The organism is Streptomyces sp. NPDC002104 (genome assembly GCF_053593795.1).
In genome coordinates this window covers 17927-42597 of the sequence record NZ_JBSFDF010000063.1, presented here as the reverse complement: position 1 = coordinate 42597, position 24671 = coordinate 17927, and the positions used below count along the sequence as shown (strand labels likewise).

At 73.1% G+C, this 24671-nt stretch carries 25 protein-coding genes and 1 tRNA gene; 13 read left to right on the top strand and 13 right to left on the bottom strand.

The window, feature by feature from the left end; genetic code table 11:
• Nucleotides 1–147: 147 nt before the first annotated feature.
• From ACWCP2_RS33895 to ACWCP2_RS33885, 3 genes are all read left to right on the top strand, one after another.
• A complete protein-coding gene (locus ACWCP2_RS33895) occupies nucleotides 148–2127 on the top strand; it encodes an MFS transporter (RefSeq protein WP_450912402.1) in 1980 nt (659 codons plus the stop codon).
• 105 nt (nucleotides 2128–2232) lie between these two features.
• Complete coding sequence (locus ACWCP2_RS33890) at nucleotides 2233–2442, top strand: hypothetical protein (protein ID WP_450912401.1); 210 nt, start codon at nucleotides 2233–2235, stop codon at nucleotides 2440–2442.
• A gap of 213 nt (nucleotides 2443–2655) precedes the next feature.
• The gene (locus tag ACWCP2_RS33885) at nucleotides 2656–3285 is read left to right on the top strand and encodes a sortase domain-containing protein (RefSeq protein WP_450912400.1); all 630 of its coding nucleotides are present in this window, start codon (nucleotides 2656–2658) and stop codon (nucleotides 3283–3285) included.
• Between the two features lie 94 nt (nucleotides 3286–3379).
• Here the strand turns inward: ACWCP2_RS33885 and ACWCP2_RS33880 are convergent.
• The 4 genes from ACWCP2_RS33880 to ACWCP2_RS33865 all read right to left on the bottom strand — a co-directional run bounded on the left by ACWCP2_RS33880 (nucleotide 3380) and on the right by ACWCP2_RS33865 (nucleotide 6651).
• Nucleotides 3380–3452 (bottom strand) — tRNA-Arg (locus ACWCP2_RS33880).
• Nucleotides 3453–3620: 168 nt separating this feature from the next.
• On the bottom strand, nucleotides 3621–4871 hold the full coding sequence (locus ACWCP2_RS33875; RefSeq protein ID WP_450912399.1) for an MAB_1171c family putative transporter: 1251 nt from the start codon (nucleotides 4869–4871) through the stop codon (nucleotides 3621–3623).
• A 2-nt stretch (nucleotides 4872–4873) separates the two neighbouring features.
• On the bottom strand, nucleotides 4874–5551 hold the full coding sequence (locus ACWCP2_RS33870) for a hypothetical protein (RefSeq protein ID WP_450912398.1): 678 nt from the start codon (nucleotides 5549–5551) through the stop codon (nucleotides 4874–4876).
• Nucleotides 5552–5712: 161 nt separating this feature from the next.
• Nucleotides 5713–6651, bottom strand: coding sequence for a helix-turn-helix transcriptional regulator (locus tag ACWCP2_RS33865; protein WP_450912397.1), 939 nt, complete (start codon nucleotides 6649–6651; stop codon nucleotides 5713–5715).
• 164 nt (nucleotides 6652–6815) lie between these two features.
• Here ACWCP2_RS33865 and ACWCP2_RS33860 point away from each other — a divergent pair, with 164 nt between their 5' ends.
• Entirely contained in the window at nucleotides 6816–7316 is a 501-nt protein-coding gene (locus tag ACWCP2_RS33860) for a response regulator transcription factor (protein ID WP_450912396.1), read from the top strand.
• 182 nt (nucleotides 7317–7498) lie between these two features.
• On the opposite strand, the gene ACWCP2_RS33855 is transcribed toward ACWCP2_RS33860, so the two are convergent.
• Complete coding sequence (locus ACWCP2_RS33855; RefSeq protein ID WP_450912404.1) at nucleotides 7499–8881, bottom strand: NAD(P)-binding domain-containing protein; 1383 nt, start codon at nucleotides 8879–8881, stop codon at nucleotides 7499–7501.
• 193 nt (nucleotides 8882–9074) lie between these two features.
• On the opposite strand from ACWCP2_RS33855, the gene ACWCP2_RS33850 reads away from it, so the two are divergent.
• Both ACWCP2_RS33850 and ACWCP2_RS33845 read left to right on the top strand, forming a co-directional pair.
• Nucleotides 9075–9452: an ArsR/SmtB family transcription factor gene (locus tag ACWCP2_RS33850; protein WP_450912395.1), complete on the top strand. Its 378-nt coding sequence runs from the start codon at nucleotides 9075–9077 to the stop codon at nucleotides 9450–9452.
• The gene (locus ACWCP2_RS33845) at nucleotides 9449–9943 is read left to right on the top strand and encodes an N-acetyltransferase family protein (protein ID WP_450912394.1); all 495 of its coding nucleotides are present in this window, start codon (nucleotides 9449–9451) and stop codon (nucleotides 9941–9943) included. The genes ACWCP2_RS33850 and ACWCP2_RS33845 overlap by 4 nt, the downstream gene beginning before the upstream one ends.
• Nucleotides 9944–10013: 70 nt before the next feature.
• Here the strand turns inward: ACWCP2_RS33845 and arsB are convergent, their stop codons facing one another.
• Nucleotides 10014–11123, bottom strand: a complete 1110-nt coding sequence (arsB, locus tag ACWCP2_RS33840; protein WP_450912393.1) for an ACR3 family arsenite efflux transporter — start codon at nucleotides 11121–11123, stop codon at nucleotides 10014–10016.
• On the bottom strand, nucleotides 11123–11434 hold the full coding sequence (locus tag ACWCP2_RS33835) for an ArsR/SmtB family transcription factor (RefSeq protein ID WP_450912392.1): 312 nt from the start codon (nucleotides 11432–11434) through the stop codon (nucleotides 11123–11125). The genes arsB and ACWCP2_RS33835 overlap by 1 nt, the downstream gene beginning before the upstream one ends.
• Nucleotides 11435–11487: 53 nt before the next feature.
• Here ACWCP2_RS33835 and ACWCP2_RS33830 point away from each other — a divergent pair, with 53 nt between their 5' ends.
• Nucleotides 11488–11922, top strand: a complete 435-nt coding sequence (locus tag ACWCP2_RS33830) for an arsenate reductase ArsC (RefSeq protein WP_450912391.1) — start codon at nucleotides 11488–11490, stop codon at nucleotides 11920–11922.
• Between the two features lie 48 nt (nucleotides 11923–11970).
• On the opposite strand, the gene ACWCP2_RS33825 is transcribed toward ACWCP2_RS33830, so the two are convergent.
• Nucleotides 11971–12699, bottom strand: coding sequence for a tyrosine-protein phosphatase (locus ACWCP2_RS33825; protein ID WP_450912390.1), 729 nt, complete (start codon nucleotides 12697–12699; stop codon nucleotides 11971–11973).
• A 93-nt stretch (nucleotides 12700–12792) separates the two neighbouring features.
• Nucleotides 12793–14664 (bottom strand): PucR family transcriptional regulator, encoded by a 1872-nt coding sequence (locus tag ACWCP2_RS33820; protein WP_450912389.1) that lies wholly within the window; start codon nucleotides 14662–14664, stop codon nucleotides 12793–12795.
• A gap of 259 nt (nucleotides 14665–14923) precedes the next feature.
• Between ACWCP2_RS33820 and ACWCP2_RS33815 the strand changes: the two genes are divergently transcribed.
• The gene (locus ACWCP2_RS33815) at nucleotides 14924–15181 is read left to right on the top strand and encodes a WhiB family transcriptional regulator (RefSeq protein WP_450912388.1); all 258 of its coding nucleotides are present in this window, start codon (nucleotides 14924–14926) and stop codon (nucleotides 15179–15181) included.
• Here ACWCP2_RS33815 and ACWCP2_RS33810 read toward each other — a convergent pair.
• The 3 genes from ACWCP2_RS33810 to ACWCP2_RS33800 all read right to left on the bottom strand — a co-directional run bounded on the left by ACWCP2_RS33810 (nucleotide 15178) and on the right by ACWCP2_RS33800 (nucleotide 18009).
• Nucleotides 15178–15657, bottom strand: coding sequence for a RidA family protein (locus ACWCP2_RS33810; RefSeq protein WP_450912387.1), 480 nt, complete (start codon nucleotides 15655–15657; stop codon nucleotides 15178–15180). The genes ACWCP2_RS33815 and ACWCP2_RS33810 overlap by 4 nt on opposite strands.
• Nucleotides 15654–16574, bottom strand: coding sequence for a zinc-binding dehydrogenase (locus tag ACWCP2_RS33805; protein WP_450912386.1), 921 nt, complete (start codon nucleotides 16572–16574; stop codon nucleotides 15654–15656). Before ACWCP2_RS33805 ends, ACWCP2_RS33810 begins: the two co-directional genes overlap by 4 nt.
• 154 nt (nucleotides 16575–16728) lie before the next feature.
• A complete protein-coding gene (locus tag ACWCP2_RS33800; RefSeq protein ID WP_450912385.1) occupies nucleotides 16729–18009 on the bottom strand; it encodes a M6 family metalloprotease domain-containing protein in 1281 nt (426 codons plus the stop codon).
• A gap of 448 nt (nucleotides 18010–18457) precedes the next feature.
• On the opposite strand from ACWCP2_RS33800, the gene ACWCP2_RS33795 reads away from it, so the two are divergent.
• From ACWCP2_RS33795 to ACWCP2_RS33775, 5 genes are all read left to right on the top strand, one after another.
• Complete coding sequence (locus tag ACWCP2_RS33795) at nucleotides 18458–19153, top strand: TetR/AcrR family transcriptional regulator (protein WP_450912403.1); 696 nt, start codon at nucleotides 18458–18460, stop codon at nucleotides 19151–19153.
• 85 nt (nucleotides 19154–19238) lie between these two features.
• Nucleotides 19239–20768: an MFS transporter gene (locus ACWCP2_RS33790; protein WP_450912384.1), complete on the top strand. Its 1530-nt coding sequence runs from the start codon at nucleotides 19239–19241 to the stop codon at nucleotides 20766–20768.
• 123 nt (nucleotides 20769–20891) lie between these two features.
• Complete coding sequence (locus ACWCP2_RS33785) at nucleotides 20892–21686, top strand: dioxygenase family protein (protein WP_450912383.1); 795 nt, start codon at nucleotides 20892–20894, stop codon at nucleotides 21684–21686.
• Nucleotides 21679–22050 carry a hypothetical protein gene (locus ACWCP2_RS33780; RefSeq protein WP_450912382.1) on the top strand — a complete coding sequence of 124 codons (372 nt, stop codon included), beginning with the start codon at nucleotides 21679–21681 and terminating at the stop codon, nucleotides 22048–22050. The genes ACWCP2_RS33785 and ACWCP2_RS33780 overlap by 8 nt, the downstream gene beginning before the upstream one ends.
• Nucleotides 22051–22546: 496 nt before the next feature.
• On the top strand, nucleotides 22547–23524 hold the full coding sequence (locus tag ACWCP2_RS33775; protein WP_450912381.1) for a sigma-70 family RNA polymerase sigma factor: 978 nt from the start codon (nucleotides 22547–22549) through the stop codon (nucleotides 23522–23524).
• Between the two features lie 151 nt (nucleotides 23525–23675).
• Here ACWCP2_RS33775 and ACWCP2_RS33770 read toward each other — a convergent pair whose 3' ends face one another.
• Nucleotides 23676–24662, bottom strand: coding sequence for a helix-turn-helix transcriptional regulator (locus tag ACWCP2_RS33770; RefSeq protein ID WP_450912380.1), 987 nt, complete (start codon nucleotides 24660–24662; stop codon nucleotides 23676–23678).
• Between the last annotated feature and the right edge of the window lie 9 nt (nucleotides 24663–24671).

The following is a 24671-nucleotide window of genomic DNA, read 5'->3' as shown; positions in this document are numbered from 1 at the left end:
TCGGCGATGCGCAGGACGCGTCCGGCCTCGCCCGCCGGGATCCTGGTGTGCGCCTCGACGGGGCCGGAGGCGACGGGGATGGGGCGGCGGGCCGCGTCTACGAACCGAGGGACGCACCCGAGGGACCGGAGTGGGGAGTACGTCGGCGTGACCACCGCTGAGCGGCAGGACCAGGGCCAGGACCAGGGCCGGAACCATGGGCACGGCCATGCCCAGGCCCGAGCTGAGGCCGACGCGCATGCCCGGGCCGACGCGCACGCCCAAGCCCGGGCCGACGCGCACGCCCAGGCCCCCGGAGCCCCGGGCCCGCAAGCCGGCCCGGGCCCCGCCCCCGGCCCTGGCCCCGCCGCCCGGGCCCTCGGCTGGGCCCGCCGGCACCCCGTGGCCGTGGCCACCGCGCTGGCCGGGCTGCTGCACCTGATCTGGTTCTTCGCCGTCGCCAACAGCGGAGGCGACCTCGCCGCGCAGGACGCCTGGGCGGAGTTCGTGGGCCGCCATCCCGACTCGGCGTACAACCTCGCGTGGTTCGGCGGCATGCACCCGGTCTCGTACAGCGTGGTCTCGCCGTACGTGATGCACGTGCTCGGTGTCCGCACCACGATGATGATCGCCGGTACGGTCTCGGCCGGGCTGCTCGCGATGATCCTGACCCGCTGCCGGGGCGCCGTCCGCGAGCCGCTGTGGCCCGCCCTGGCCGGGGTGTACGGGCTGCTGTGCAACGCCCTGTCGGGCCGCGTCACCTTCGGGCTCGGCGTGATGTTCGCGCTCGGCGCCGTCGCCGCCGTCTTCTGCTGGCCCCGCAAATGGGCCGAGCGGCGCTGGGCGAAGGCCGCCGTGGCGGCACCGCTCGCGGCGGTCGCCACCGCCTCCAGCCCGGTCGCCGGACTGTTCCTCGGGGTGATCGCGGCCGCGCTGTTCCTGAACGGCCGCCGCCCGGGCGCGTACGCCGTCGGCCTGGCCCCGGCGGCGGTGGTCGGGCTGTCCTCCTGGCTGTTCCCCTTCTCCGGGACCCAGCCGATCAGGCTGATCTCGGCGGCGCTGCCGTTCGCGTGCGCGCTGGCCGCGCTGTTCCTCGTACCGAAGAGCTGGAAGACGGTCCGGACCGCCTCCGCGATCTACGCCCTCGGGGTGGCGCTGACCTGGGCGATCGACTCCCAGGTCGGGTCGAACGTGACCCGGCTGGCCATGCTGTTCGGCGCGGTGGTGCTGCTCGCGGCCCTCCCGTACGAGGCCCCGCGCACGCGCCGCTGGTACGGGCTGCTGCTCGCGCTGACCGGCGTGACCGCCTGGATCACCGTCAACAGCGTCACCGACATCGTCCGCACCACCCCGCTGGCCTCCTGGAGCCGCGAGCTGGCCCCGCTGGTGGACCAGCTCCAGAAGGCGGGCGCCGACCGGGGCCGCGTCGAGGTGGTCCCGGCCAGCAGCCACCGCGAGTCCTCCGCGTTCCCCGCGTACGTGAACCTCGCGCGCGGCTGGAACCGGCAGGCCGACCTGGAGCGCAACGCGGTCTTCTACGACGACACCCTGACCTCCGCCACCTACCGCGAGTGGCTGGACCGCTGGGCCGTGCACTACGTGGTGCTGCCCGCCGACACACCCGACGAGGGCGGGCGGGACGAGGCGAAGCTCGTGCGCGAGGGGCTCCCGTACCTCCAGCAGATCTGGGGCGACGCGAACTGGCAGCTCTTCAAGGTCACGGACCCGACGAACCTGGTCGCCGGCCCGGCGACGGTGGTGCGGGCCGGCGCGGACCAGCTGGTCATCGACGTGAAGCAGGCCGGCCGGGTGCTCGTGCGCATTCCGCACTCCCCGTGGCTGGGCCTGCTGGACGGCGCGGGCAAGGCGGTGGAGCCGCCGCAGGAGACGGAGGCCTCCAAGGCCGCCGGGAAGGCGACCCCGAAGGGCACGGCCGCCGCGCCCAAGGTCTACGCGAACACGGCGGGGTGCCTGTTCAAGGCGCCCTCGGACGGTACCGGGGACGAGTGGACGGAACTGCTGGCCCCGGCGCCGGGCGAGTACCGGATCGCGGCGAAGTACCAGCTCCCGCGGGGCACGCCGTGTCCGGAGGAACTGGTCTACGAGGTGCTCGGGCCGCCGGAGCGCCCGGCTCCGCCGCGTCCTTGATCGACCATTCTTTACGTCCGGTCCGGGTGCACTGGGCTCTTTATGTGCATACGATCCCAGTAGTCCGATTGGGTGCCCCGAGTCTTTTTAGGGAGTGACGACGGGATGAGCAAAGAGCAGAAGCAGGACTTCCACGCGGCTGTCGCGAAGGCCGCGGAAGCGACCCACCTGCCCGGCGTCGTGCAGCACGCGCACGGCTTCTCCGGTCCGATCCGGAGCAAGGTCAAGGGCGGAGCGCACACGAAGGCGGAACTCAAGCGGGCCGGGACCCCGCAGGGCGACCGCATCGGCGAGCGCAGCAGGGGCCTGAGCTGACGGGGCCCAGGGCCCGGTCATGAACGTGTGGCCCTTCCGGCTCCGGCCGGAAGGGCTTTCGTCTGCGGTCCTCCGGCCGGCCACCTCTCCCTTAACGGCTTCGCGGGGTGGCGTCCGGCCGGCCGTTACGTTCCCGACGGACGATCCGGACATGACCCCCGTAACGTCGTGGCCGTCGCCATCGCAGGTGACGCCGACCCGAGGGAAACACGCATGCACGCCACCTTCCGCACCACCACCGCAGCCGTCGCGATCGCCACGCTCACGGCGTGCGGGACCCTCACCGCGTGCGGCACGGGCGGCGGTACCGCGCTGCCGGCGGACCCCGAGGTGGGCAGCACGGCGGCTCCCGTCCCGGCGGGCGGACACACGGCCGCCGCCGCCCTCCCGGGCTCGAAGCCGACCGGCATGAAGATCGCCTCGGCGGGTGTGGACGCGAAGAAGATGGTCGACCTCACGGTGGACCCGGCCACGGGCGAACTCGGCGTGCCGAACGCGGACACCGACGCGGACAACCCGGGCTGGTGGACCCAGGGCGTGACCCCGGGCGAGAAGGGGGTGGCCGTCCTCGTCGCGCACTTCGACACGAAGCACGGGCCCGCGGTGATGAAGAACGTCAAGAAGATCAAGCTGGGTGACCTGATCGAGGTGCCGCGCGAGGACGGCAGGACGGCCGGCTTCAGGATCCGCGAGATCGAGGACGTGGCCAAGAAGGACTTCCCGACCGACAAGGTCTACGCGGACACCAACCGCCCCGAACTGCGCCTGCTGACCTGCGGCGGCGAGATCAAGAACGGCCACCGCACCAACAACGTCATCCTGTACGCCGACCTCGTCTCCTGACCCCGGCGCTCCCGGCGCTCCCGGCGATCCCGGCTTCGCCCCGGCGGAGACGCCGAAGACCCCCGGTCGTGATCGACCGGGGGTCTTCGCCTTGTGCCCTCGGCAGGATTCGAACCTGCGACACCCGCTTTAGGAGAGCGGTGCTCTATCCCCTGAGCTACGAAGGCGGGGATCTGGCGGGAGGGTTCCCGACAGGGTGGTGAGGGCGCAGCTGAAGAGGGCTGAGCCGCCGCGGACAGTGTAGCGGGTGGGGTGAGGTCCGCACTTGGGGTTCTTGCGTGGCCGGGGGTGGGGACTCGGTGCGGGCTCCGGGCAGGGCTTCGGGCAGGGCTTCGTCAGGGTTCCGGGCAGGGCTCCGGTGTGGAGGTCCGTGGCCGTCGCCATTGGTCCGCCCGGGCCGGTTCGCGGTCCGGCGTGGGGGTGGTTCGTCGTGCCGTCCGTACGTGGGGGGAGTGGAGCATGGCCGTGGACAGGTCCACGAGGTCTTCGGAGTCCTCCGTGGAGGTGATGGTCCAGCGCTGGTCCGGGGTGACGGCGGGTTGGGCGTTGCTCTTTCGGATGACCGCGTGGGCCAGGACCGAGGCGTCGGCCTCGCTGCGGGCCCGGCGGCTCTCGGAGTGGTCGGCCAGGGCCAGGGCGTAGGCCTTCGTGCCCGTGGTGTGGTCGCACCACGGGGTCAGTCGCAGGACCGCGTCGAAGATGTCGGTCTCCCGCTGGATGAGCCGGCGCTCCACGGGTTTCCACCAGGGCATCGGCGGTGGGCTCGTGGGGGGTATCTCCGTGCGGATCTCCGACCAGAGGGGCTGGAGGCGGCGGAAGCGGTGGAGGGCCCGCCGGCGGGAGGAGGCGCCTTGTCCGATGGCCGGCAGCAGGATTCCGGTGGCCGTCATGCAGGAGCCGATTCCCGCGAGGGGAGGGGCGAGGTCGGTGCTGAGCCAGTCCCATGCGTCCGTACCCGCCCATCGGGCGGCCACGGCGAGGAGTTTGAGCGCGGCGTACGACAGCCCGAGACCGAAGGCGGCCACGAGGATGAGCAGTCCCGCGTGGGTCCATGCCGCGTGGAGTTCGCGCAGGTCTCGGGCCCACCGCCAGCAGCGCGTCGCGACCACGAGCGTCGTGGCGAAGTGCGCGGTCAGGCTGAGGACGATCAGCTCGCGCACGTACGGGGTGTTCGCGTAGTAGGTGTCGAAGTCCCGGAGCCGCTCGACGGGCATGCTGCCGAAGTGGAAGAGGACGCAGAACGTCAGCATCAGTGCGGCGGTCGCGGTGATCCACATCCTGGTGCGCCGGCGCAGGACGTCCTCGGCGTCCCCGCGCCAGTGGATGAGGAGCACGTTCGCGGCGCAGGACAGGCAGGACAGGATGCAGCAGACGATGAGCGCCGAGATGTTCGGGACGCCGGTGAACCGGTTGACCCGCTCGATCGTCGGAGGAGCGCCGAACACGAAACCCGCTGCCGGAGTCGCGAGGATCACGAAGATGGCCTTGGACATGGGGGAGTGCCGGCTGCGCCAGAACGAGGGAAACTTCAGCAGCAGGGCGACGGCCATGGCACCGGCCGGAATGTAGTAGTCCGATCCGGTCATGCTCAGTAGCCCCTGCCCTTTCCTATGGTCGACTGGATCCGGCCCGCCAGACCGGTCGTCGGTACGGAGTCACCGCTCATCAAGTGGTCGCGCAGCAGGGATCCCATCCGCAGCCCGAACTCCTCCGCGTCGCTCTCCTCCTGGGTGTGGATGTGGCTCCTCGCCGCCAGGGCGACGAGGTCGTCACCCGCGAGTTCACCGCCGAGCGACCGGGCGACGGCCGCGGCCACGTCGCTGGAGGCGCCGTGGGACAGGCACTCTCCCATCAGGACGTGCCACATCTCGTGCGCGAAGATGACGAACTGGTGCAGTGTGGTCGTCTGGCTTTCGACGATGATGACGATCCGGTCCTCGAACTTCGCCGTGAGGCCGCTGGCCGTGCCCGTGGGAAACCTGCGGAAGTACAGGAGGACGGGCCGGAAGGGGAGTTCCGGGTGGTTCTCGTTGAAGCGCCGCTCCACATCGGCTCTCAGGACCGCGAACAGGCTGTCCGGGTCCGCGGGGACCGGCGTGTCGAGACCCGCGAGCACCGTCTCGCAGAACTTGCCGATCCTCCGCGCGTTGGGCCGCCGTGCCAGGCGGCCCCTCGGTGCGGCGAGCACGCCCTGGCGGGACGGCAGCAGCCCGCCGAGGCTCGTGAGCACCCTCCGGCGGAAGCCGGCCGTCTGCCCGTCGTTCATCCGTGTGCTCCCACTCCCACTGTGTGTTTCCCCTCCGATGAGTGGTGGAGCCGGATCCGCCCCGCTCCCGCTCCCGTTCGCGCTCCCGTTCGCGCGCCGCCGCCGTTTCCCGTGATCGCGTCGGATCGGCCCGTACGACGGTACGGGCGCTGGACCCGACTCTAGGGCGTGGGCTCGTCGCCGGTTTGGAGCCCTCCGGCGAACATGTCTGCCACCCAGCGCATGAGTTCGGCGTTCTGTGCGTCGCCCTCGGCTCCGCGGGCCGCCATGGCGGTCAGGCCGATGCGCGCCGTACGCAGACTCGTGACGACGGCCGCGACTTCCGCGTCGCCGGTCTCGAAGAACATGGCGGGTACGTCGAGGGCTGCCGCCAGGGCCTCCAGGACCTCGGGGTCGGCGTCCGTGGACCGGCCGAGGCGCAGGCTCGTCACGAGGGGGCCGCTCAGGACCGTCCGGCCCGTCCGGGCGTTGCCGAGTGCGGCGAGTTCGGAGTCGGTCGGGCGATCCTGCGCGGTGGCCCCTTCGAAGAGGGCGGCGATCTTCTTCGCGATGGTGTGCGGCCCCACGGGCTGCTGGGCCGGGGCCTGCGGGGTGTGGGCCTGCGGGGTGTGGGCGTGCGGGGCCTGGGTCTGAGCTTGGGGCTGCTGGGCCGGGGTCTGCCGGGGAGCCGCATCGGCGTCCTCGCCGAAGGAACGCTTCTCCGCGGCGAGGAGCTCCTCGATGCCGACCCCGTACGCGTGGGCGAGCGGAGCCACGTAGTGGGGGGCCAGTCTGCGTCTGCCCCCTTCGGCCGCCCGTACGGGGGACGCCGAGCCGGTCTGCGTGATGGCCGCGGTGTCCTTCTGCGTCATGCCCGCGTCGCATCGGAGGTCCGCGAGGGTCGGCGGGCCGGGCCGCGGGAACAGGTCGTCCACGCGCTCGCCCACCAGCGCCGCGAGGCGGGGGAGCTTCTCCGGGGGCGGGGTCGCGTCCCCGCTCTCGTAGCGCGAGATGACGGACGAGTCCTTGATCCCGAGGGCGGCGGCCACCTGTGCCTGGGTCATGCCTTTCACGACGCGCGCGCTGCGGAACCCGGAGGGGTCAAAGCGGCGTTCGGGCATCGGGACTCCACGGTGCGGGCGGGCGGTGGCTGCTTTTGGCCGCTTGATCGGATCACTCAATGCAGTTAACTTGCATCCAGTGACCCACGTGGGTTCGTCCCACACGGCCCTCCACGCTACCAAGCACGCCTGTCGGATCACCCGCCTTCGTCCGAAGGGACGTCATGAAACTCATCCCGGGGAGAGCTCGGGGCAGCCGGGCTGCCCACGGCGACCGGAACGGCACATCCAGGAACGGCTGGGGCACCACGGCCTGGGAGGTCCTGGCGGAGCGGTCGTCCGTACGGGCTTCCTCGGTCAGCTCCCCTTCCCGCGCGGGGAGATGGGCCGAGCCCTCCGTCGGCCCGTGCCGCTCCTCCCGGGAGCCGGGAGCGCAGGGGCGGCGGGACAAGAAGGCGGAGTGGATCCGGCAGGGATTTCTCCGGCTGCCCGAACTCACGGAGCGGGAGCTCCAGATGTTCCATGCGATGGCCTACGGCCCGTCCAACGACGAGCTCGCGGCGGACCTCGGGATGTCCGTCCGCGCCGTGAAGTTCCACCTGGAGAACATGCGCGGAAAGCTGGGCGGGATCTCCCGCGTCCAGACCTGCCTCCTCGCGGCGCGCCACCACATGGGCAACCGCTCGGCCGGACACGGGTGTCGCCATGCGCGCTGTACGCATTGACCTCGCCCGCGGCGGCGCCGGTGCCGGGGCCGGCGGCGTCGACACCGGGTGGTCCGTCCACCGGTGAATCAGGCGGGGCGCAGCGGGTGAAGGCGGTCGTCACCGCGTCCGGCCACGGCGGCCGCACGCGGTGACAGGGCCGGCGCGCCCCGGCGGGCCGCCTACGCCGACCAGCGCCCCCGTCAGCAGCCGCCCGGGGCAGCCGCGCCCGAGGCCGGCGCGCCCGAGGCAGCCGCGCCGATGGTGAGGGTGGCCGGAGCGGAACAGCAGCCACCGCCGGCCTCCCCGCCCGCCGCGGGCTCGTCGAAGAGGCCGGCCCCGCCGCAGACGCCGGTCTCCGGGAGGGTCAACTCGACGCGGGCGGCCGCCTCGTGGTCGCCCGCGAGGGCGGCGGCGATGGAGCGGACCTGCTCGTAGCCCGTCATGGCCAGGAAGGTGGGGGCGCGCCCGTAGGACTTCATGCCGACGAGGTACACGTCCTTCTCCGGGTGCGCGAGCTCGGCGGCGCCGTGCGGGTCGACCGTGCCGCAGGAATGCTGGTTGGGGTCGATCAGGGGGGCCAGCGCGAGGGGCGCCTGGAGGCGTACGTCGAGTCCGAGGCGCAGTTCGCCGAGGAAGCCGAGGTCGGGGCGGAAGCCGGTCAGGACGACGACCTCGTCGACCGCGTCGAGGCGCCGGCCGTCCTCGCCCACGAGGACCAGACGCCCGTCGGAGTCACGTACGAGGGCTTCGGTGCGGAAGCCCGTCACCGCCTCGGCATGGCCGCCGTCGACGGCGGCCTTCGCGGCGAGGCCGAGGGCCCCGCGGGCGGGGAGCTCGTCGGTCGCGCCGCCGCCGAAGGCGGCACCGGAGAGGCCGCGCCGCAGGACCCAGACCGCACGCGTGCCGGGCTCCTCCCTCGCGAGGGCGGCCAGGCCGGCGAGCGCGGTGAAGGCGGAGGCTCCCGAGCCGATCACCGCGGTGCGCCTCCCGGCGTAACGGGCCCGGACGGCCGGGTGCCCGAGGTCCGGCACCCGGTACGCGACGCGGTCGCCCGCGGCGCGCTCGCCGAGGGCGGGCAGACCGCCGGCGCCCGCCGGGCCGGGTCCGGACCAGGTCCCGGAGGCGTCGATCACGGCGCGCGCCAGGACGCGGGTCTCGGTGCCGTCGGCCGCGGTGTGGTGGACGGCGAAGGGCTGGGCCTCGCGGCCGGCGTCGACGACGCGGTCGCGGCCGGTGCGCGACACGCCGGTGACGGTCGCGCCGTACCGGACGCGCGCGCCGAGGGCGTCGGCCAGCGGCTGGAGGTAGAGCTCGGCCCAGTCGCCACCGGAGGGGTGGGCCGCCGGGTCGGGCGTGGTCCAGCCGGTGTCGGCGAGGAGCTTCGCGGCGGCCGGGTCGACGAGCTCGCTCCAGGGGGAGAAGAGGCGTACGTGCGCCCACGCGCGGACCGCGGAGGCGGCGGCGGGACCCGCCTCCAGCACGAGGGGCTCGATGTCCCGCTCGATGAGCCGGGCCGCCGCCGCGAGGCCGATCGGGCCGGCCCCGATGACGACGACGGGCAGGGCGTCGGCGGATGCGTCCACGGCGTCCACGGCGTCCACGGTGTCCACGGTGCCCACGGCATCGGCGTCGTTCACGGTGTTCACGTCGTTCACGGCGGGCTCCCTGGTGACTACTGTTTCGACGTTTGTCGATGTCTCGGTACTCCGAGCCTGACACCCTGTATCGATGTTCGTCAACATAGACATTCGTCTAATCCCCGGCGATGATGGGGGCATGCCCTCTTCCCAGGCCCCGCCGCTCCCGCCGCTCCTGGAGTCGACCGCCTCCGTCGCGGCCTGCTGCCCGTCCCTCTCGGAGCGCCCGCTGACGGCCGAGGAGGCCGAGCGGACCGCGGTGATGTTCAAGGCCCTGGGGGATCCGGTGCGCCTGCGGCTGTTCTCCGCCGTCGCCTCGCACGAGGGCGGGGAGGCCTGCGTGTGCGACATCTCCGACGTGGGCGTCTCCCAGCCGACGGTCTCCCACCACCTGAAGAAGCTCAAGGACGCCGGCCTGCTCTCCTCCGAGCGGCGCGGCACCTGGGTCTACTACCGCGTGGAGCCCTCCGTCCTCGCCGCCATGGGCGCGCTGCTGACCCCGGCGGGTGCGGCGTGAGCTTCCGTACGGAGCCGCTGACCCGGGCGCACGCGGAGGAGGTCCTGGCGATCTACCGGGCGGGCATCGACGAGGGCAACGCCACCTTCGAGACCGAGGCACCCACCTGGGAGGCCTTCGACGCGGCGAAGCTGCCCGAACACCGCTTCGCCGCCCTCGCCCCCGACGGGAAGCTCCTCGGCTGGGTCGCCGCGTCCCGGGTCTCGGACCGCAGCGCGTACGCCGGCGTGGTCGAGCACTCCGTCTACGTCGACCCCGGCGCCCGGGGCCGCGGGATCGCCCGCGCCCTGCTCGACGCGCTCATCGCCTCGACCGAGGCGGCGGGCATCTGGACGATCCAGTGCGGGATCTTCCCCGAGAACACCGCGAGCCTGGCCCTGCACCAGCGGGCCGGCTTCCGGGTCGTCGGCACCCGCGAGCGCATCGGCCGCCACCGGGGCGGATGGCGCGACGTCGTCCTGCTGGAGCGCCGCAGCCCGCGGATCGACTGAGACCGCGCGGCCCGCGCCGCCGGCTCACGCCGCCCGGCCCGCGCCGCCCGGCCCGCGCCGCGAACGCCGCTCACGCCGCCGTCGTGAACCTCCCGCGCCAGGCCAGCGATACGTGGACCAGCCCGATCAGCACCGGTACCTCGATCAGCGGCCCGACCACCCCGGACAGGGCCTGGCCGCTGGTGACGCCGAAGGTGGCGATGGCGACCGCGATGGCCAGCTCGAAGTTGTTGCCCGCCGCCGTGAAGGCCAGGGTCGCGGTGCGGTCGTAGGCGAGGCCGATGGCCTTGCCGAGGGCGAAGGTGCCGCACCACATCACCGCGAAGTACACGAGGAGCGGCAGCGCGATGCGGGCCACGTCCACGGGCCGCGAGGTGATGTTCCCGCCCTGGAGCGCGAAGAGGACGACGATCGTGAAGAGCAGGCCGTGGAGCGCCCACGGGCCGATCTTCGGCAGGAACGTCGACTCGTATGCGTCATGGCCGAGCTTCCTCTCGCCGATGCGGCGGGTGAGGAAGCCGGCGAGGAGGGGGACGCCGAGGAAGACGACGACGTTGAGGGCGATCTTCCACGGGGAGATGTCGAGGTGCTCGCCCTCGCCGAGGCCCAGCAGTCCGGGCAGCAGGTCGAGGTAGAACCAGCCCAGGACACCGAACGCGAGGACCTGGAAGACCGAGTTCAGGGCGACCAGGACCGCCGCCGCCTCCCGGTCGCCGCACGCCAGGTCGTTCCAGATGACGACCATGGCGATGCACCGGGCCAGCCCGACGATGATCAGGCCGGTGCGGTACGCGGGCAGGTCGGCCAGGAAGATCCAGGCCAGCGCGAACATCACGGCCGGGCCGACCAGCCAGTTGACGACGAGCGAGGACACCATCAGCCGGCGGTCGCCGGTGACGGAGTCGAGCTTGTCGTACCGGACCTTCGCGAGCACCGGGTACATCATGACCAGCAGGCCGACCGCGATGGGGAGCGAGACGCCGCCGACCTCGACCTTCGCGAGCACGTCGTCCAGGCCGGGGAGCAGGCGCCCGAGCCCGAGCCCGAGACCCATGGCCAGCAGGATCCACACGGCCAGGAAACGGTCCAGGGTGGAGAGCCGGGCGCCGATCGGGCCGTCATCCCCGCGGGCGGGCGCGGGTGCGGGCGGGGGCGGGGGCGGGGGCGCAGCCGTGTCCATCAGCAGGCCCGCTTCCGGTTCGACTCGTGGGTGGCGCGAGCGGTGGCGGCCAGCTCGCCGAAGGATTCCGCGAGGGCCTCGACGGCCTCGGGCTTCAGCTTGTAGTACATGAACCGGCCGCAGGGCTCGGTCTCGACGACGCCGGCCTCGCGCAGCACCTTCAGATGGTTGGACAGGTTCGTCTGCCGTGCGCCGGTCTCCTCCACGAGGTGGGTGGTGCAGAGGGTCTCGCGGGCGAGCAGGGTCACGATCCGGAACCTGAGCGGGTCGGCGATCACCCGCAACAGATCAGTGGTGGCTGATGTCAGCATGCGCTGATATTTTCACACCGTCCGCGACCCGCTCCACCCCGAGGGAAGAACCGATGCCCGCCGCCCCGCTCGCCTCCGTGCTATTCGTCTGCGTCCACAACGCCGGCCGCTCGCAGATGGCCGCCGGCTTCCTGCGCCACCTCGCGGGCGACCGCGTCGAGGTCCGCTCCGCCGGCTCCGTCCCCGGGGAGCGGATCAACCCCTCCGCGGTGGCCGCGATGGCCGAGCTGGGCATCGACATCTCCGGCCGGAAGCCGAAGCTCCTCACCCCCGAGGCCGCGCAGGCCTCCGACTACATCATCACGATGGGCTGCGGGGACGCCTGCCCGTTCTTCCCCGGAAAGACCTACCTGGACTGGCGGTTGGAAGACCCGGCGGGCCAGGGAGTCGAGGCCGTACGCCCCATCCGGGACGCGATCAAGGCCCTGATCGAGGACCTCGTCGCCGAAATCCTCGCCGGCAGCGATGCGAGCACGCCGGAGGCCTGACCCCACCGCGCCAGGCGGACCCCGCCGCGCCAGGCAGGCAGGCAGGCCTCAGCGCGTCAGGAAGCGTTCCCGCAGCCGTGCCGCCGTGGCCGCGGTGATGCCGACCTCGTCCGCGAGGTAGGAGTCGACCGAGCCGTAGCGGGTGGCGAGACCGGCCAGGGTCAGGCGCAGGATCTCCGCGGGCGCCCGGCCGTACGAGGGCCAGCGCATCGTGCGGCCCGGGTTGGCGGTGTGCCAGTCGGCCGTCAGCCTGGCGGTCGCCAGCTCCGTCAGGGCGAAGTCCGCGAGGATCTGTTCCTCGTCCACGCCGAGGAGGGTCAGGACGAGCGCGGCGATCAGGCCGGTGCGGTCCTTGCCCGAGGTGCAGTGGAAGACCGCCGGGCCCGGCCCCTCGGCGAGCAGCTCGATCGCGGCGCGGATCTCCACGACCCCGTCCTGCGCGACCTCGGCGAACCGGTCCGCGAGGAACCGCCACGGGTCGGTGTCCGGGTCGATCTCGGCCTGGTCGTACGGCCGGTGCTCGATGCTGTGGTTGGCGTACGTGAACCGCTCGGGCTCCGGTATCCGCCCCTTCGCCTCGATCTCCCAGGGGTAGCGCAGATCGATGACCGTCCGCACGCCGAGGTCCAGGAACCGGTCCCAGTCGGCGCCGGCGAGCTTGCCGAGCGAGTCCGCCCGGTAGAGGGCTCCCCATACGACCGTTGAGCCGTCCTCGGTGCGGTAGCCCCCCAGATCACGGAAGTTGTGCAGTCGCTCGAACTCGATGTGACGGGTCATGCGCGGATCCCCCTCGACGGCGTACGGATGATCTTGCTGCGGATCGAGAGGGTACTCCGGGTACTCCGGGTGCTCCGGGTGCTCCGGTCGGGCTCAGTCCATCCGCAGGGCCGCGGCGAAGTCCATCTTGTCCTCCAGCCGGCTCAGATTGCGGCCCGTCAGTGCCTCGATGCGGCTGATCCGGTAGCGCAGCGAGTTCACGTGCAGGTGCAGCGCCTCCCCGCAGCGCGCCCAGGAACCGTCGTGTTCCAGGAAGGACCGCAGGGTGGGCACCAGGTCGGATCCGTAACGCCGGTCGTAGTCCGTCAGCGGGGCCAGCATCCGGCGGCTGAACTCCCGCCGGACCTCGGCGGGGATCAGTGGCAGCAGCGCCATGACGTGCGCGGCGAGATCGTCCGGCCCGCGGGCGGCGACCGGCTGCGAAGGGGGCGTGACCTGACGGGCGTTACGGGCCTGCGCGAGCGCGTGCCGCAGCTCCGCGGCCCCGCCCACCGGGTCGCTGACGCCGAAGGCCAGCCGCTCCCCGGCCCGCAACCCGCGCGGCAGCGAGGCGCAGGCGACCCGTTCGAGAGCGTCGGGGGTCAGGCGCGCCCCCTCCCCGACGAGCACGAAGGCCACGGCCTCGCCTCCGGGTCCGGCTCCGTCTCCGGCTCCGAGTCCGGCTCCGACTCCGGCTCCGTCTCCGGCCCCAACCCCTGGCCCGTCCGCGGCCGTTACGGCCATCCGCGGTCCGGCGTCCGGGCCCAGACAGTGCGGATGGAGCAGGATCTCCTCCAGCAGGCCGCGTACGGACGCCGCCCCGGGGGCCCCGGGCACGCCCTTCGCCTCCAGCCGGGCCGATACGGCCTGCCAGCGCGGCCGGCCCTCCTGCCCGGCGCCGCCGGAGGCTCCCTCGGCCCCGGCGGCCCCCGCCGCGAGCCGGGCCGCGGCCTCCTCTTCCTCGAGGAGCGACCGCGCGCTCTCCCCGGCGGCGACGGCCGGGCCGGCCAGCGCCAGCAGCCGTTCGGCGGCGCGCCGCCGCATGGTGCGGTCGGTGTCGCGGCCGTCGCGCTCCACCGCGACCAGCCGCGCGAGCCGGTCCAGCAGGTCGAGGCGTTCGCCGTGCCAGTCGGCGCTGTCGGCCTCGACGGCGATCAGCCAGTCGGTCAGCGCCGCACGGGGAGCGGAGTTCGCCTCCCCGGTCGCGGGAGCGCCGGAAGCCCCGGAAGCCCCGGAGCGCACCGGGAACAGGGAGAAGGCCGTCCCGTGCGCGACCGTACGGTGCGGGGCCCGCTCGCCGGCCCGTTCGGCGGCCAGGAACCGCCCGGCCAGCGCCGAGGCCGTCTTCTCCGGCAGCGGCGGCCGCCCGCCCGCGATCTGCCGGCCGGTCGGGGAGAGGATGTGCGCGCGCAGGTCCAGCTCGGCCAGCAGCAGTTCGAGCAGGGCTTCGGACCCGGAGCCGGCCTGCCGCTGGGTGCCGAAGTGCCGGTGCCGGTCCACGAGCGCCGCGAGACCGCCGATCCGCTCCTCGGACCGGCCGCGTGCCACGTACTCGGTGACCGAGGTGAACGGCAGCTCCACGCCCACCGCGAGCAGCGGCAGCCCGTACCGGGCACAGGCCTCCACCAGATCGTCCGGGACGTGTCCGAACTGCGCCTCGCCCGCGCCCAGGGCCACGGCGCCCGCTTCCACGAGCACGCGGACGAACGCGTCGGACCGGTCGGCCCCCGCGTCCTGTTGTCCCGCCCCCGTCCCCGCCCCCGCGTCCCGTCCCGCCCCCGCGTCCTGGCGGTGCCAGGCCAGTCCGGACAGCACCAGGTCCCCCGGTGACACGAAGCGCCCGGGATCGGGCAGGTCGATGGTCACCGTTCCGAGGACGGGCCGGTCGAGGTCCCGCTCGCCGCCGGGCAGGCGCAGCATGCGCAGCGGACGCAGGTCCGCAGGCGCCTGGGTCTCATCGGACGACAGCAGATCACGCAGCCTCATGGCCCCACTTTGCCATGGGCCGACGCGTTCCCGATCGCGACGGATCTGCGCTGCGTCGCAGGTCAGGCCTTTACGTTGGGGTAATTCCACGGAAATCGGGGTGAGTCCGAGTGCGCCGGTTCGTGGGATCGGTGACTGCCGGGCACCGCACCGCGGGTACGGACGATCGGCACTCCCAGCCGGTGCCCATCGGCCCTCATCGCGGCCGTCCGCCGCTGCCAGCCTGGGGGAGACGGCGACGCGAAGGAGAGTGCCGGCCATGGGGACCACGCGTCCGGGGCCCGCCCAGGACGAGGGCTGGTGGAAGAAGGCGCGGTGCACCGCCGACGAGGAGTGCGCCGAACTCTTCTACTCCGAGGCCCCGGGCTCCGCCGCCCGGGCCAAGAGGATCTGCTTCTCCTGCCCGGCTCGCAGGGCCTGTCTGGAGTACGCCCAGCGGAACGGCGAGCACTTCGGGATCTGGGGCGGACTCACCGGACAGGAGCGCCGCGCCCGCAAGCGCTTCGGCCCGACCTAGAGCCCCATGGGAGCGTGCAGTTCGACGAGGATCTCCACCTCGACGGGGGAGTCCAGCGGCAGCACGCTCACCCCGACCGCGCTGCGGGCGTGGATGCCCGCGTCGCCGAAGGCGGTGCCGAGCAGCTCGCTCGCGCCGTTGAGCACGCCGGGCTGTCCCGTGAAGTCCGGGTCGCTGGCCACGAAGCCGACCACCTTGACCACGCGCTTCACGGCGGACAGGTCCCCGGCGACGGAGGTGATGGCGGCCAGCGCGTTCAGCGCGCACTGCTGCGCCAGTTCCCTGGCCTGCTCCGGGGTGACCTCGGCGCCGACCTTCCCGGTGAGGGGGAGGGCGCCGTCGACCATCGGGAGCTGGCCGGAGGAGTACACGTAGTGCCCGCTCTGTACGGCGGGGACGTAGACGGCGACCGGCGAGGGCGTCGGCGGGAGCTTCAGGCCGGCGGCGGCGAGGCGCTCTTCGGGGGTGCTGGTCACGGACGGATCTCCTTGGTGTCGCCGGCGGGGGAGGGGGTGTGCGGCCGGGGGAAGAGGATGACCGGCTTGATCATGCCCGGCTCCTTGGCGGCGAGCCGCCCGAAGGCCTCCCCGACACGGTGGAACGGGAATTCGTGCGTGGTGATCACCGTCGGGTCCACCAGCCCGTCCCCGATCAGGTGCAGGGCCCGCGCGAGCCGCGCCCCGCTGCTCTGCGGCGGCCGGCAGCGGGCGTACGTGATCCTCCCGCTCCCGGAGAGCCCCGCGCGGGCGGCCCGCGCGGCGGCGGGCGCGGCCGTCGCCATGATCGCGCGGTCGGCGCCGGCGCCGCCGGTCAGTTCCAGGATCCGCTCGGCGGTGTCCTCGTAGGCCGGGTCGATCACCACGTCGGCCCCGAACCGCAGGGCGAGGCGCTGGCGCTTCATCTCCGGCTCCACGGCGATGACCCGGGCCCCGCGCAGCCGGCCGGCCGCGATGGTGGCGCTGAGGCCCACCGCGCCCTGGCCGAAGACGACGACGCTCCCGCCCGGCGGAGGCCCGGACTCCTCGGCGGCGGCGAAGCCGGTGGGGAGAGCGCCCGCGGCGTAGAGGGCCTGGTGGTCGGAGACGGCGTCGGGGAGCGCGACGAGCCCGGCGCCGGCCGCCGGGGCGCGGAAGAACTCGGCGAGCCGCCCGTGGCCCTCGACGCCGACGCGCCGGCCGACGTAGGACGGGCAGACCCCGGGGCCGACGTCCTCGACGATGCCGACGGCCTCGTGCCCGAGCGCGGGGGGCGCCCCGGCGGCGGTGTGCCCGTCCCAGGCGCAGATGAGGGCCGCCGTGGTGCGTACGAGGACCTGCCCGGGCCCGGGGTGGGGCACGGGCCGCTCCAGCACGGCGGGCGGCTCGCCGGTACGGCGCAGCGCGAAGGCCTTCACGAGTCTCCTTACGGCGTCGTTACACAGCTAGTTCCCAACCATGCGGGTACGGGTCCGGCCGGGAAGGGGGCCGTAGGTCGGAACCTGGCGGGCCGACCGTCCGCACTTGCGCCGGCCGCTCGGCCCGTCCCGCCCCCCGCCGCCCCCGCGGAGTTCACGGCCGGGTGACCCGGACCTGGTAGCTGCCGTTGCGCAGTTCGCCGACGACCGAGACGCTGATGCCGGACTTGTCGTCGGTGAAGGTCTCGCCGGGCCGGAACGGCGCGTCCGAGAGCTCGGCGTGCACGTTGGAGCGCCGGGTGCAGCCGCCGCTGGCGCCGGAGCTGTCGGAGACCGTGACGGGACCGCGTCCGGTGTCGACCTCGGAGTCCACCCGGTAGATGAGCACGCCGGGTTTGCAGACGGCCTCGTCGTTCCCGGCGCGGGTGCGCACCTCCACGGCGTACCCGGCGCTCTCGGAGACGGGGATGAAGGCGAGCTTGGTGCCGCCCTCGACGGCCAGCGGGCTCAGTACGTGGTCGCTGACCCCGGACTTCCCGGCGCAGCTGATCTGGTTGCTGTCGAGCCAGCCCAGCTTCCACTTGTGCCAGCCCAGGAGGTCGTTGTTGGCGCCCCAGTCCTCGCTCATGATGTCCCAGTGCCCCACCGTGCCGCCGCCGTCGGCGGTGTAGAGGTCGGGCAAGCCGAAGACGTGCCCGTTCTCGTGGGGGAGCACGCGGTAGCCGGTCTCCCGGTAGGTGCCGGAGCCGTCGTCCTGGCGGCTGTAGACGAAGGACGTGTTGGCGAGCGGGACGCCGTCCGCCATCGGGGCCTCGCTGTTGCCGGAGAAGGTGACGGACAGGACGGTGTCGAGGGCGGAGGGGCCGGCGTTCGGGGTGACGAGGATGTTTATCAGGTCGTACCGGGAGAAATCGACCTCGGCGTCGGAGGCCTTGATGATGTGCTCGACGAGCTGGCGGTAGCCGGGCTCGTACGCGGAACCCCGCTCGATCCCGTACGCGGCGAACGGCATCGGCATCCGCAGCCAGTTCTTTATCGGTGCCTCGGCCCGGTAGGTCAGCCGCCCGTAGGAGCTGATGCGGAACCAGTCGGACGTCTGCGGGAAGAACTCCGCCATCCGGTCGGCCGCCGTGCCCTCGCCCTTGGCGTCGGGGAAGTCGATCATCAGGTTCAGGGCCCGGACCTCGCCGGTCGAGCGCGAGTACCCCGGCGCCGTCGGCAGGCCCTCGGACATCTGCACGCCCATCGCGCCGGCGATCCGGCAGGGCGCGAGCATCGCTTCGGCGCTGGTCGCGCCCACCGGCCCGGCCGCCGAATGGCTGCGGCTGGATATGCCCGCGCTCGCCGTAGCCGTGATGCCGAGGGCCAGCGCGGTGATGCCGATGTAGACGCTGGTGCGGCTTGGCTTGCGTATCCGGTGGCGCGTCTGCGACATGGAGATCGGCCTTCGGGTCCGCGGCAGCCGGCCGGGTCCGGACTGCGCTCTGTGGGCTCACCCTCCGACGGCTGGAGCGGGCTCGCGCGCCGGAGGAGGCCAAACGGGAACGCGGGCCACGGGACGTGTGACCCAGCTCACACGGACGAGTGAAATAAGCGGGGACCCTCTCCCCGTTTGAACCAGAGTCCCCATGAACCGGGGAGCCGTTCCCCGTTTCGGCGGGAGCGGGCGACCCGCCCGCAAGCACCCGTCCGTAAGACCCGCCCGCAAGCACCCGCCCGCAAGCACTCGTCACCCCGCCAGGGAGCCGTCCATGAAGAGCCCCGCCACCACCGATCCGGCGGCCCTGCCCGTACCGGGCCCGGAGGCCGATCTCGACCTCACGGCTCCGGCCGCGGGCACGGGCACCTCGGGCGCGGGTGCGGGTGCGGGCGCGTGTGCGGTCGTGGGCGCGGCCGCGGGCAAGGTCAAGGCGGCGGTCAAGGCGGCCGGCAGGCGCGCCCGCACCTCCGCGGACGGGGTCCCGCGTCCGCGCGCGGACGCCGTCCGCAACCGCGAGCGCATCCTGACCGCCGCGCGCGACGTGCTCGTGGAGTTCGGCCCCGCCGCGCCCCTCGACGAGATCGCCCGCCGGGCCGGCGTGGGCAACGCCACGCTCTACCGGCACTTCCCCGACCGCCCGGCCCTGATCCACCACGTCGTGCTCTTCGGTCTGGACCGGGTCCACGCCCTGGCCGTCGACTCGCTCGCCGAGGAGCCGGACGCCTTCGCCGCCCTGCGCCGTTTCACGCACGCGGCGGCGGACGAGCGGATCGGCGCCCTGTGCCCCGTGCTCGCCAGTGACTTCGACCACGACCACCCCGAACTGGTCGCCTCCCGCGAGGCCTTGGAGGAGTCGATCGAGGCCCTGCTGGCCGCGGGACGCACGTCCGGGCTGCTGCGGCCGGACATCGGCGTCGGAGACCTGATGATCGCGCTGTCGCAGCTCAGCCGCCCCCTCCCGGGCACCGCCTGCTTCGACGCGGACGTCTTCGTCCACCGCCATCTGCAGCTGTTCCTCGACGGGTTGATGGCCCCGGCCCGCTCCGAACTGCCGGGCTCGGCGATCACCCTGGCGGACCTGAGGCGGAAAACCATGTGACGCGCCCGGGTCGCGCCCTTTAGCGTCGTAAAACCGCCCTGATCATCTTATTTCAGTCATCTCGCACCATGAAGTGGGTACCCCCATGTCAAAAACAGCCGCGAACCCGCAGCTGACCGGCGCCGATCCCAGTCGCTGGAAGGCCCTGGTCTTCATCGCGCTGGCGCAGCTGATGGTCGTCCTCGACGCGACCATCGTGAACATCGCCCTGCCGTCCGCCCAGACCGACCTCGGCATCTCGGACGGCAACCGCCAGTGGGTCATCACCGCGTACGCGCTGGCCTTCGGCGGACTGCTCCTCTTCGGCGGCCGCATCGCCGACAAGTGGGGACGCAAGAACGCCTTCATCGTCGGCCTGGCCGGCTTCGCCCTGGCCTCCGCGCTGGGCGGCGCCGCACAGGGTGAGGCCATGATGCTGGGCGCCCGCGCCCTCCAGGGCGCCTTCGGCGCACTGCTCGCGCCCGCCGCGCTCTCACTGCTGGCCGTCATGTTCACCGACGCCAAGGAGCGCGCCAAGGCCTTCGGCATCTACGGTGCGATCGCCGGTGGCGGTGGCGCCGTGGGCTTGATCCTCGGCGGCGTCCTCACCGAGTACCTGAACTGGCGCTGGACCTTCTTCGTCAACATCCCGTTCGCGATCGTCGCCGCCGTCGGCGCCTGGATGATCATCCGCGAGCCGGCCGGCGGCCGTAACCGCGCCCCGCTCGACATCCCCGGCGTCCTGCTGTCCACGACCGGTCTGGTCGCCCTCGTCTACGGATTCACCCGCGCCGAGTCGGCCGGCTGGTCGGACGGCCTCACCGTGGGCATGTTCGTCGCCTCCGTGGTGCTGCTCGCCGCGTTCGTCCTCGTCGAGTCCCGTACGAAGAACCCGCTGCTCCCGCTGCGCGTCCTGCTGGAGCGCAACCGCGGCGGCGTCTACCTCTCCCTGGGCCTCGCCGTCATCGCGATGTTCGGCCTGTTCCTCTTCCTCACCTACTACCTGCAGGTCGTCAAGGGCTTCTCGCCCGTCACGACCGGCTTCGCCTTCCTCCCGATGATCGTGGGCATGATCACCGGCTCCACGCAGATCGGCGCCCGCCTCATGACGCGGGTTCCGCCGCGCCTGCTGATGGGCCCCGGCTTCATGGTCGCCGCCAGCGGCATGCTGCTGCTGACGCAGCTCGAGGTCGGCTCCTCCTACCCGGCGCTGATCCTGCCGGCGCAGCTGCTGCTGGGCCTCGGCATGGGTACGGCCTTCATGCCCGCCATGTCCCTGGCCACGTACGGGGTGAACCCGGCCGACGCCGGTGTCGCCTCCGCGATGGTCAACACCTCGCAGCAGGTGGGCGGCGCGATCGGCACCGCCCTGCTGAACACGATCGCCGCCTCCGCGACGACCGCCTACCTGACCGACCACGCGGCCGAGGCCGCGGCGGGCGGCCCGGCGGCGCAGCTGATCCAGGCCAAGGCCATGGTGGAGGGCTACTCCTCCGCGATCTGGTGGGCCGTCGGCATCCTGGTCGCCAGCTCGCTCATCGCCCTGACCCTCATCACCACGGGCAAGCCGGGCGCGGGCTCCCCGGTCGCCGAGGGCGAGGACGCCGAGATGAAGATCCCGGTGATCGCCCACTGACCCGCCCGGGCCCCGCTCCGGGGTGGGTACGGGAATGACTGATGACCCCGCATCGTTCAAATTTGAACGATGCGGGGTTAGTCTGTCCGTGGCGGCCCACCGTGACGATTCCTGGAGCCCTTGATGCCGACGCCCGAAACCCTCGCCCCCGCCCGGATGCCGGCGCTGTACCTGAGCCACGGAGCCCCGCCGCTCGCGGACGACCCGCTCTGGCCCGGCGAACTGGCCGCCTGGTCCGCGGACCTCCCCCGCCCCCGCGCGATCCTGATGGTCTCCGCCCACTGGGAAGAGGCCCCGCTCGCCCTCGGCGCCACCGAGCAGGTCCCGCTCGTCTACGACTTCTGGGGCTTCCCCGAGCACTACTACCAGGTCCGCTACGACGCCCCCGGCGCCCCGGAACTGGCCGCGTCGGTCCGCAAACTCCTCAAGGCACCCGGCACCCCCGTCCAGGACATCCCGGACCGCGGCCTGGACCACGGCGCGTACGTCCCGCTGGTGGAGATGTTCCCCGGGGCCGACATCCCGGTGCTCCAGATATCCATGCCGACGCTCGATCCGCGCCGCCTGATGGAGATCGGCCGCAAGCTGGCCCCCCTGCGCGACGAAGGCGTGCTCATCGTGGGCAGCGGCTTCTTCACCCACAACCTGGCCGCCCTGCGCCACACCGGCCCCGGCGTCCCGTCGTGGTCCGCCGAATTCGACGCCTGGGGCCACGAGGCACTGGCCGCCTCCGACATCGACGCCCTGCTGGACTTCGAGGCCAAGTCCCCGGCCGGCCGCCTGGCCCACCCCCGTACGGAACACTTCGCCCCGCTCTTCGTCACCCTGGGCGCCGCCGGGCCGGACCTCACCACCGCAGCCACCCCCGTCTCGGGCTTCTGGATGGGCCTCTCGAAGCGCTCCCTGCAATTTGGCTGACGAGGAGCGGCTCTGGTGCCCCAGCGGCTCGGCGTACGCGCCGGAGTCCCTGGTCCTCGCGGTCCGCGACGGCCTCGACGGCCCCCCGGCCTACCTCCCCGCGCCCCGCCCGGCCGCGGAAGCCCTGGCCGGGCTCCCCGACGGGGTGGAACCGCGCCGCCTGCTGCGCCTGGCCTCCCACTGCGTCCCGCACTGCCTCAACCGGGAGGCCGGCGCCTGCACCCTGGCCACCCGCCTGACGGCGCTGCCCCCGTCCGGATCCGCGCTCCCGCCCTGCCACCTCCGCCCGGCGTGCAAGTGGTGGACCCAGTCGGGCCCACGGGCCTGCCGCGCCTGCCCGCAGGTCGCCACCCGCCAGGGCTAGCGGGCGCGGACGGCGCGAGCGGCTCCCCGATGCTCGCAGGACGGCCGGACATGCCGCAGGAATATCCCGGACGTTCACCCGGACGAGCAGGCCGTGTCCGGTCGAGGCAACCAGAAGCTCATGACGGCCGTCTCCTGGGGTAGCAGCGCTGCCGGGGGGCGGCGCCGGGACGGGGCGAAAGCGGCCCTGTCAAGTGTGACGGTGGTCTCATCCCCGCTCTGCTCACCCAGGCCCGCGGGCCCCGGGGAGGGGCGGTGATTCCCGCCCTGACCTGCGGATCTTCAAGCCCGGCGGGTTCGCCGATAGGCTCGGATCGGGGAGTGGCGGGGCAGGATACTGCAAGATCTCGGAAAACAGGGAGCGACGTGGGAATTCTGTCCCGATTCCAGTCGTTGTTTCCTTCGGAAGCGGGCACTCGGGAGAGTGTCCGGGCAGCAGCACCAGTGCAGCCGAACCACCGCACCACCGCGACCGAACTCATCGCAAGGGAGCACGCATGGCAACCCGCGCCGTCGCCCGTCGTCAGTCCACGAGCAGCGCTCGCGCTGTGGGCGGGGAGATCGCAGACCGCGACCTGGTCGGCATGTACCTGGACGAGATCGCGCGCACCCCGCTGCTCGACGCGGCCAAGGAAGTGGAGCTCTCGCAGATCATCGAGGCGGGCGTGTACGCCCAGCAGATCCTCGACGGCGCGATAGAGCGCAAGGGCAAGCAGCCCTCGCAGGAGGAGCTCGAGGCGCTGGCCGCCGAGGGCGAGCGCGCCAAGGAAGTCTTCATCCGCTCCAACCTCCGCCTCGTCGTCGCCGTGGCCCGGCGCTACCCGCGCAGCGGCCTGCCCCTCCTCGACCTCATCCAGGAGGGCAACGCCGGCCTGGTCCGCGCCGTGGAGAAGTTCGACTACGCCAAGGGCTTCAAGTTCTCCACGTACGCCACGTGGTGGATCCGCCAGGCGATCACCCGTTCCATCGCCGACCAGTCCCGCACGATCCGGCTCCCCGTCCACCTGGTGGAGGAGCTGGGCCGGATCCGCCGGGTCCAGCGCGAGTTCAACCGCGAGAACGGCCGGGACCCGGAGCACGCGGAGATCGCCGCCGAGCTGGACACGACGGAGAAGCGCGTCGGCGACGTCCTGGACTGGGCGCGCGACCCGGTCAGCCTGAACATGGGCGTGGACGAGGACGGCGACACGCAGTTCGGCGACCTGCTGGAGGACACTTCCGCGATTTCACCCGAGCAGTCGGTCCTCTCCCTGCTGCGCAGCGAGGAGCTGGAGGATCTGTTGGGCAAGCTGGACCAGCGAACCGCGTCGATCATCAAGATGCGTTACGGCATTGAGGACGGTCGGGAGCGTACGCTGACGGAAGTGGGGAAGCAGCACGGTCTGACCCGCGAGCGGATCCGTCAGATCGAGAAGCACGCGCTGCTCGAACTGAAGAAGATGGCCCGCGACACCGGCTTCGACGCGGTGGCCTGACCGGCCCCGAGAAGAAGCCCCCTGAACGAGCCCCCGGTGCCTATCCCCCCCAGGCGCCGGGGGCTCCCCTTTGCCCCGGCCCCGGCCGGCCCAGCCCCGCAGGCCCCGGCCCCGCAGGCCCAGGCCCAGGCCCGGCCCGGCCGGCCCCGGGCTACGGCCCCGCCGCCCGCGCCAGCCGCGCACCCAGCACCCGAGCCGCCTCCACCAGGGCCGGCGGCCCGTGCACGGCGAACGGCGCCCCGGCCAGTGCCAGCCGCGCCGCCAGCCACTCCGGCGCGTCGGAGGACTCGAACCGCACCCGCACGGCGCCGCCGCCCCCGGCCCCCTCCCCGGAACCGCCCCCGGCCGGGGGAACCGCGAACTCCCGCACCCACTCCGGCAGCCCCGCCCCCTCCTCGAAGGTGACGTCGACCCGGTACGCGGACGAGGCGGACTCCCCGCGCCGCAACCCCCTGCGCACGAACTCCTCCGCATCCATCGGCAGCTCCCGCGGAGCGAACCGCACGCCCGTCGCCCCGGGCTCGCTCACCCGGTCCACCCGGAACGTCCGCCAGTCCGCGCGCTCCATGTCGTAGGCCACCAGGTACCACCGGCTCCCGGTGCTCACCAGCCGGTACGGCTCCACGAGCCGGCGCGAAGCCGCCCCGTCCCGGGCCAGGTAGGCGAACCGCAGCCGCTCCGGCCCCGCCACCGCCGAGGCGATCGCCGTCAGCGTCCGCGGATCCACGCTCGCCCCGTCGCCCCGGGTCACCGCGACCGTCGCCGACTGCAGCGCACCCACCCGCCGCCGGAGCCGCCCCGGCAGGACCTGTTCCAGCTTCGCGAGGGCCCGTACGGAGGCCTCCTCCACGCCCTCGATCGCATGCCCGGCCCCCGCCCGCAGCCCCACCGCGATGGCCACGGCCTCCTCGTCGTCCAGGACGAGCGGCGGCATCGCGGCGCCCGCGACCAGCCGGTACCCGCCCTCCGCGCCGAGCGTGGCCTCCACCGGGTATCCCAGCTCCCGCAGCCGGTCGATGTCCCGCCGGATCGTGCGGGCGCTCACCCGCAGGCGTTCGGCCAGCTCGCTCCCGGGCCACTCGCGCGGGGTCTGGAGCAGGGAGAGCAGGGAGAGGAGGCGGGCCGGGGTGTCGGTCATGGTTCAAAG

Coding starts and splice junctions, on each gene's coding strand:
- ACWCP2_RS33890 (WP_450912401.1), top strand. CDS start 2,233: ATGAGCAAAGAGCAGAAGCAGGACTTCCACGCGGCTGTCGCGAAGGCC.
- ACWCP2_RS33885 (WP_450912400.1), top strand. CDS start 2,656: ATGCACGCCACCTTCCGCACCACCACCGCAGCCGTCGCGATCGCCACG.
- ACWCP2_RS33875 (WP_450912399.1), bottom strand. CDS start 4,871: ATGACCGGATCGGACTACTACATTCCGGCCGGTGCCATGGCCGTCGCC.
- ACWCP2_RS33870 (WP_450912398.1), bottom strand. CDS start 5,551: ATGAACGACGGGCAGACGGCCGGCTTCCGCCGGAGGGTGCTCACGAGC.
- ACWCP2_RS33865 (WP_450912397.1), bottom strand. CDS start 6,651: ATGCCCGAACGCCGCTTTGACCCCTCCGGGTTCCGCAGCGCGCGCGTC.
- ACWCP2_RS33860 (WP_450912396.1), top strand. CDS start 6,816: ATGAAACTCATCCCGGGGAGAGCTCGGGGCAGCCGGGCTGCCCACGGC.
- ACWCP2_RS33850 (WP_450912395.1), top strand. CDS start 9,075: ATGCCCTCTTCCCAGGCCCCGCCGCTCCCGCCGCTCCTGGAGTCGACC.
- arsB (WP_450912393.1), bottom strand. CDS start 11,123: ATGGACACGGCTGCGCCCCCGCCCCCGCCCCCGCCCGCACCCGCGCCC.
- ACWCP2_RS33835 (WP_450912392.1), bottom strand. CDS start 11,434: ATGCTGACATCAGCCACCACTGATCTGTTGCGGGTGATCGCCGACCCG.
- ACWCP2_RS33830 (WP_450912391.1), top strand. CDS start 11,488: ATGCCCGCCGCCCCGCTCGCCTCCGTGCTATTCGTCTGCGTCCACAAC.
- ACWCP2_RS33825 (WP_450912390.1), bottom strand. CDS start 12,699: ATGACCCGTCACATCGAGTTCGAGCGACTGCACAACTTCCGTGATCTG.
- ACWCP2_RS33820 (WP_450912389.1), bottom strand. CDS start 14,664: ATGAGGCTGCGTGATCTGCTGTCGTCCGATGAGACCCAGGCGCCTGCG.
- ACWCP2_RS33815 (WP_450912388.1), top strand. CDS start 14,924: ATGGGGACCACGCGTCCGGGGCCCGCCCAGGACGAGGGCTGGTGGAAG.
- ACWCP2_RS33800 (WP_450912385.1), bottom strand. CDS start 18,009: ATGTCGCAGACGCGCCACCGGATACGCAAGCCAAGCCGCACCAGCGTC.
- ACWCP2_RS33790 (WP_450912384.1), top strand. CDS start 19,239: ATGTCAAAAACAGCCGCGAACCCGCAGCTGACCGGCGCCGATCCCAGT.
- ACWCP2_RS33785 (WP_450912383.1), top strand. CDS start 20,892: ATGCCGACGCCCGAAACCCTCGCCCCCGCCCGGATGCCGGCGCTGTAC.
- ACWCP2_RS33775 (WP_450912381.1), top strand. CDS start 22,547: ATGGCAACCCGCGCCGTCGCCCGTCGTCAGTCCACGAGCAGCGCTCGC.
- ACWCP2_RS33770 (WP_450912380.1), bottom strand. CDS start 24,662: ATGACCGACACCCCGGCCCGCCTCCTCTCCCTGCTCTCCCTGCTCCAG.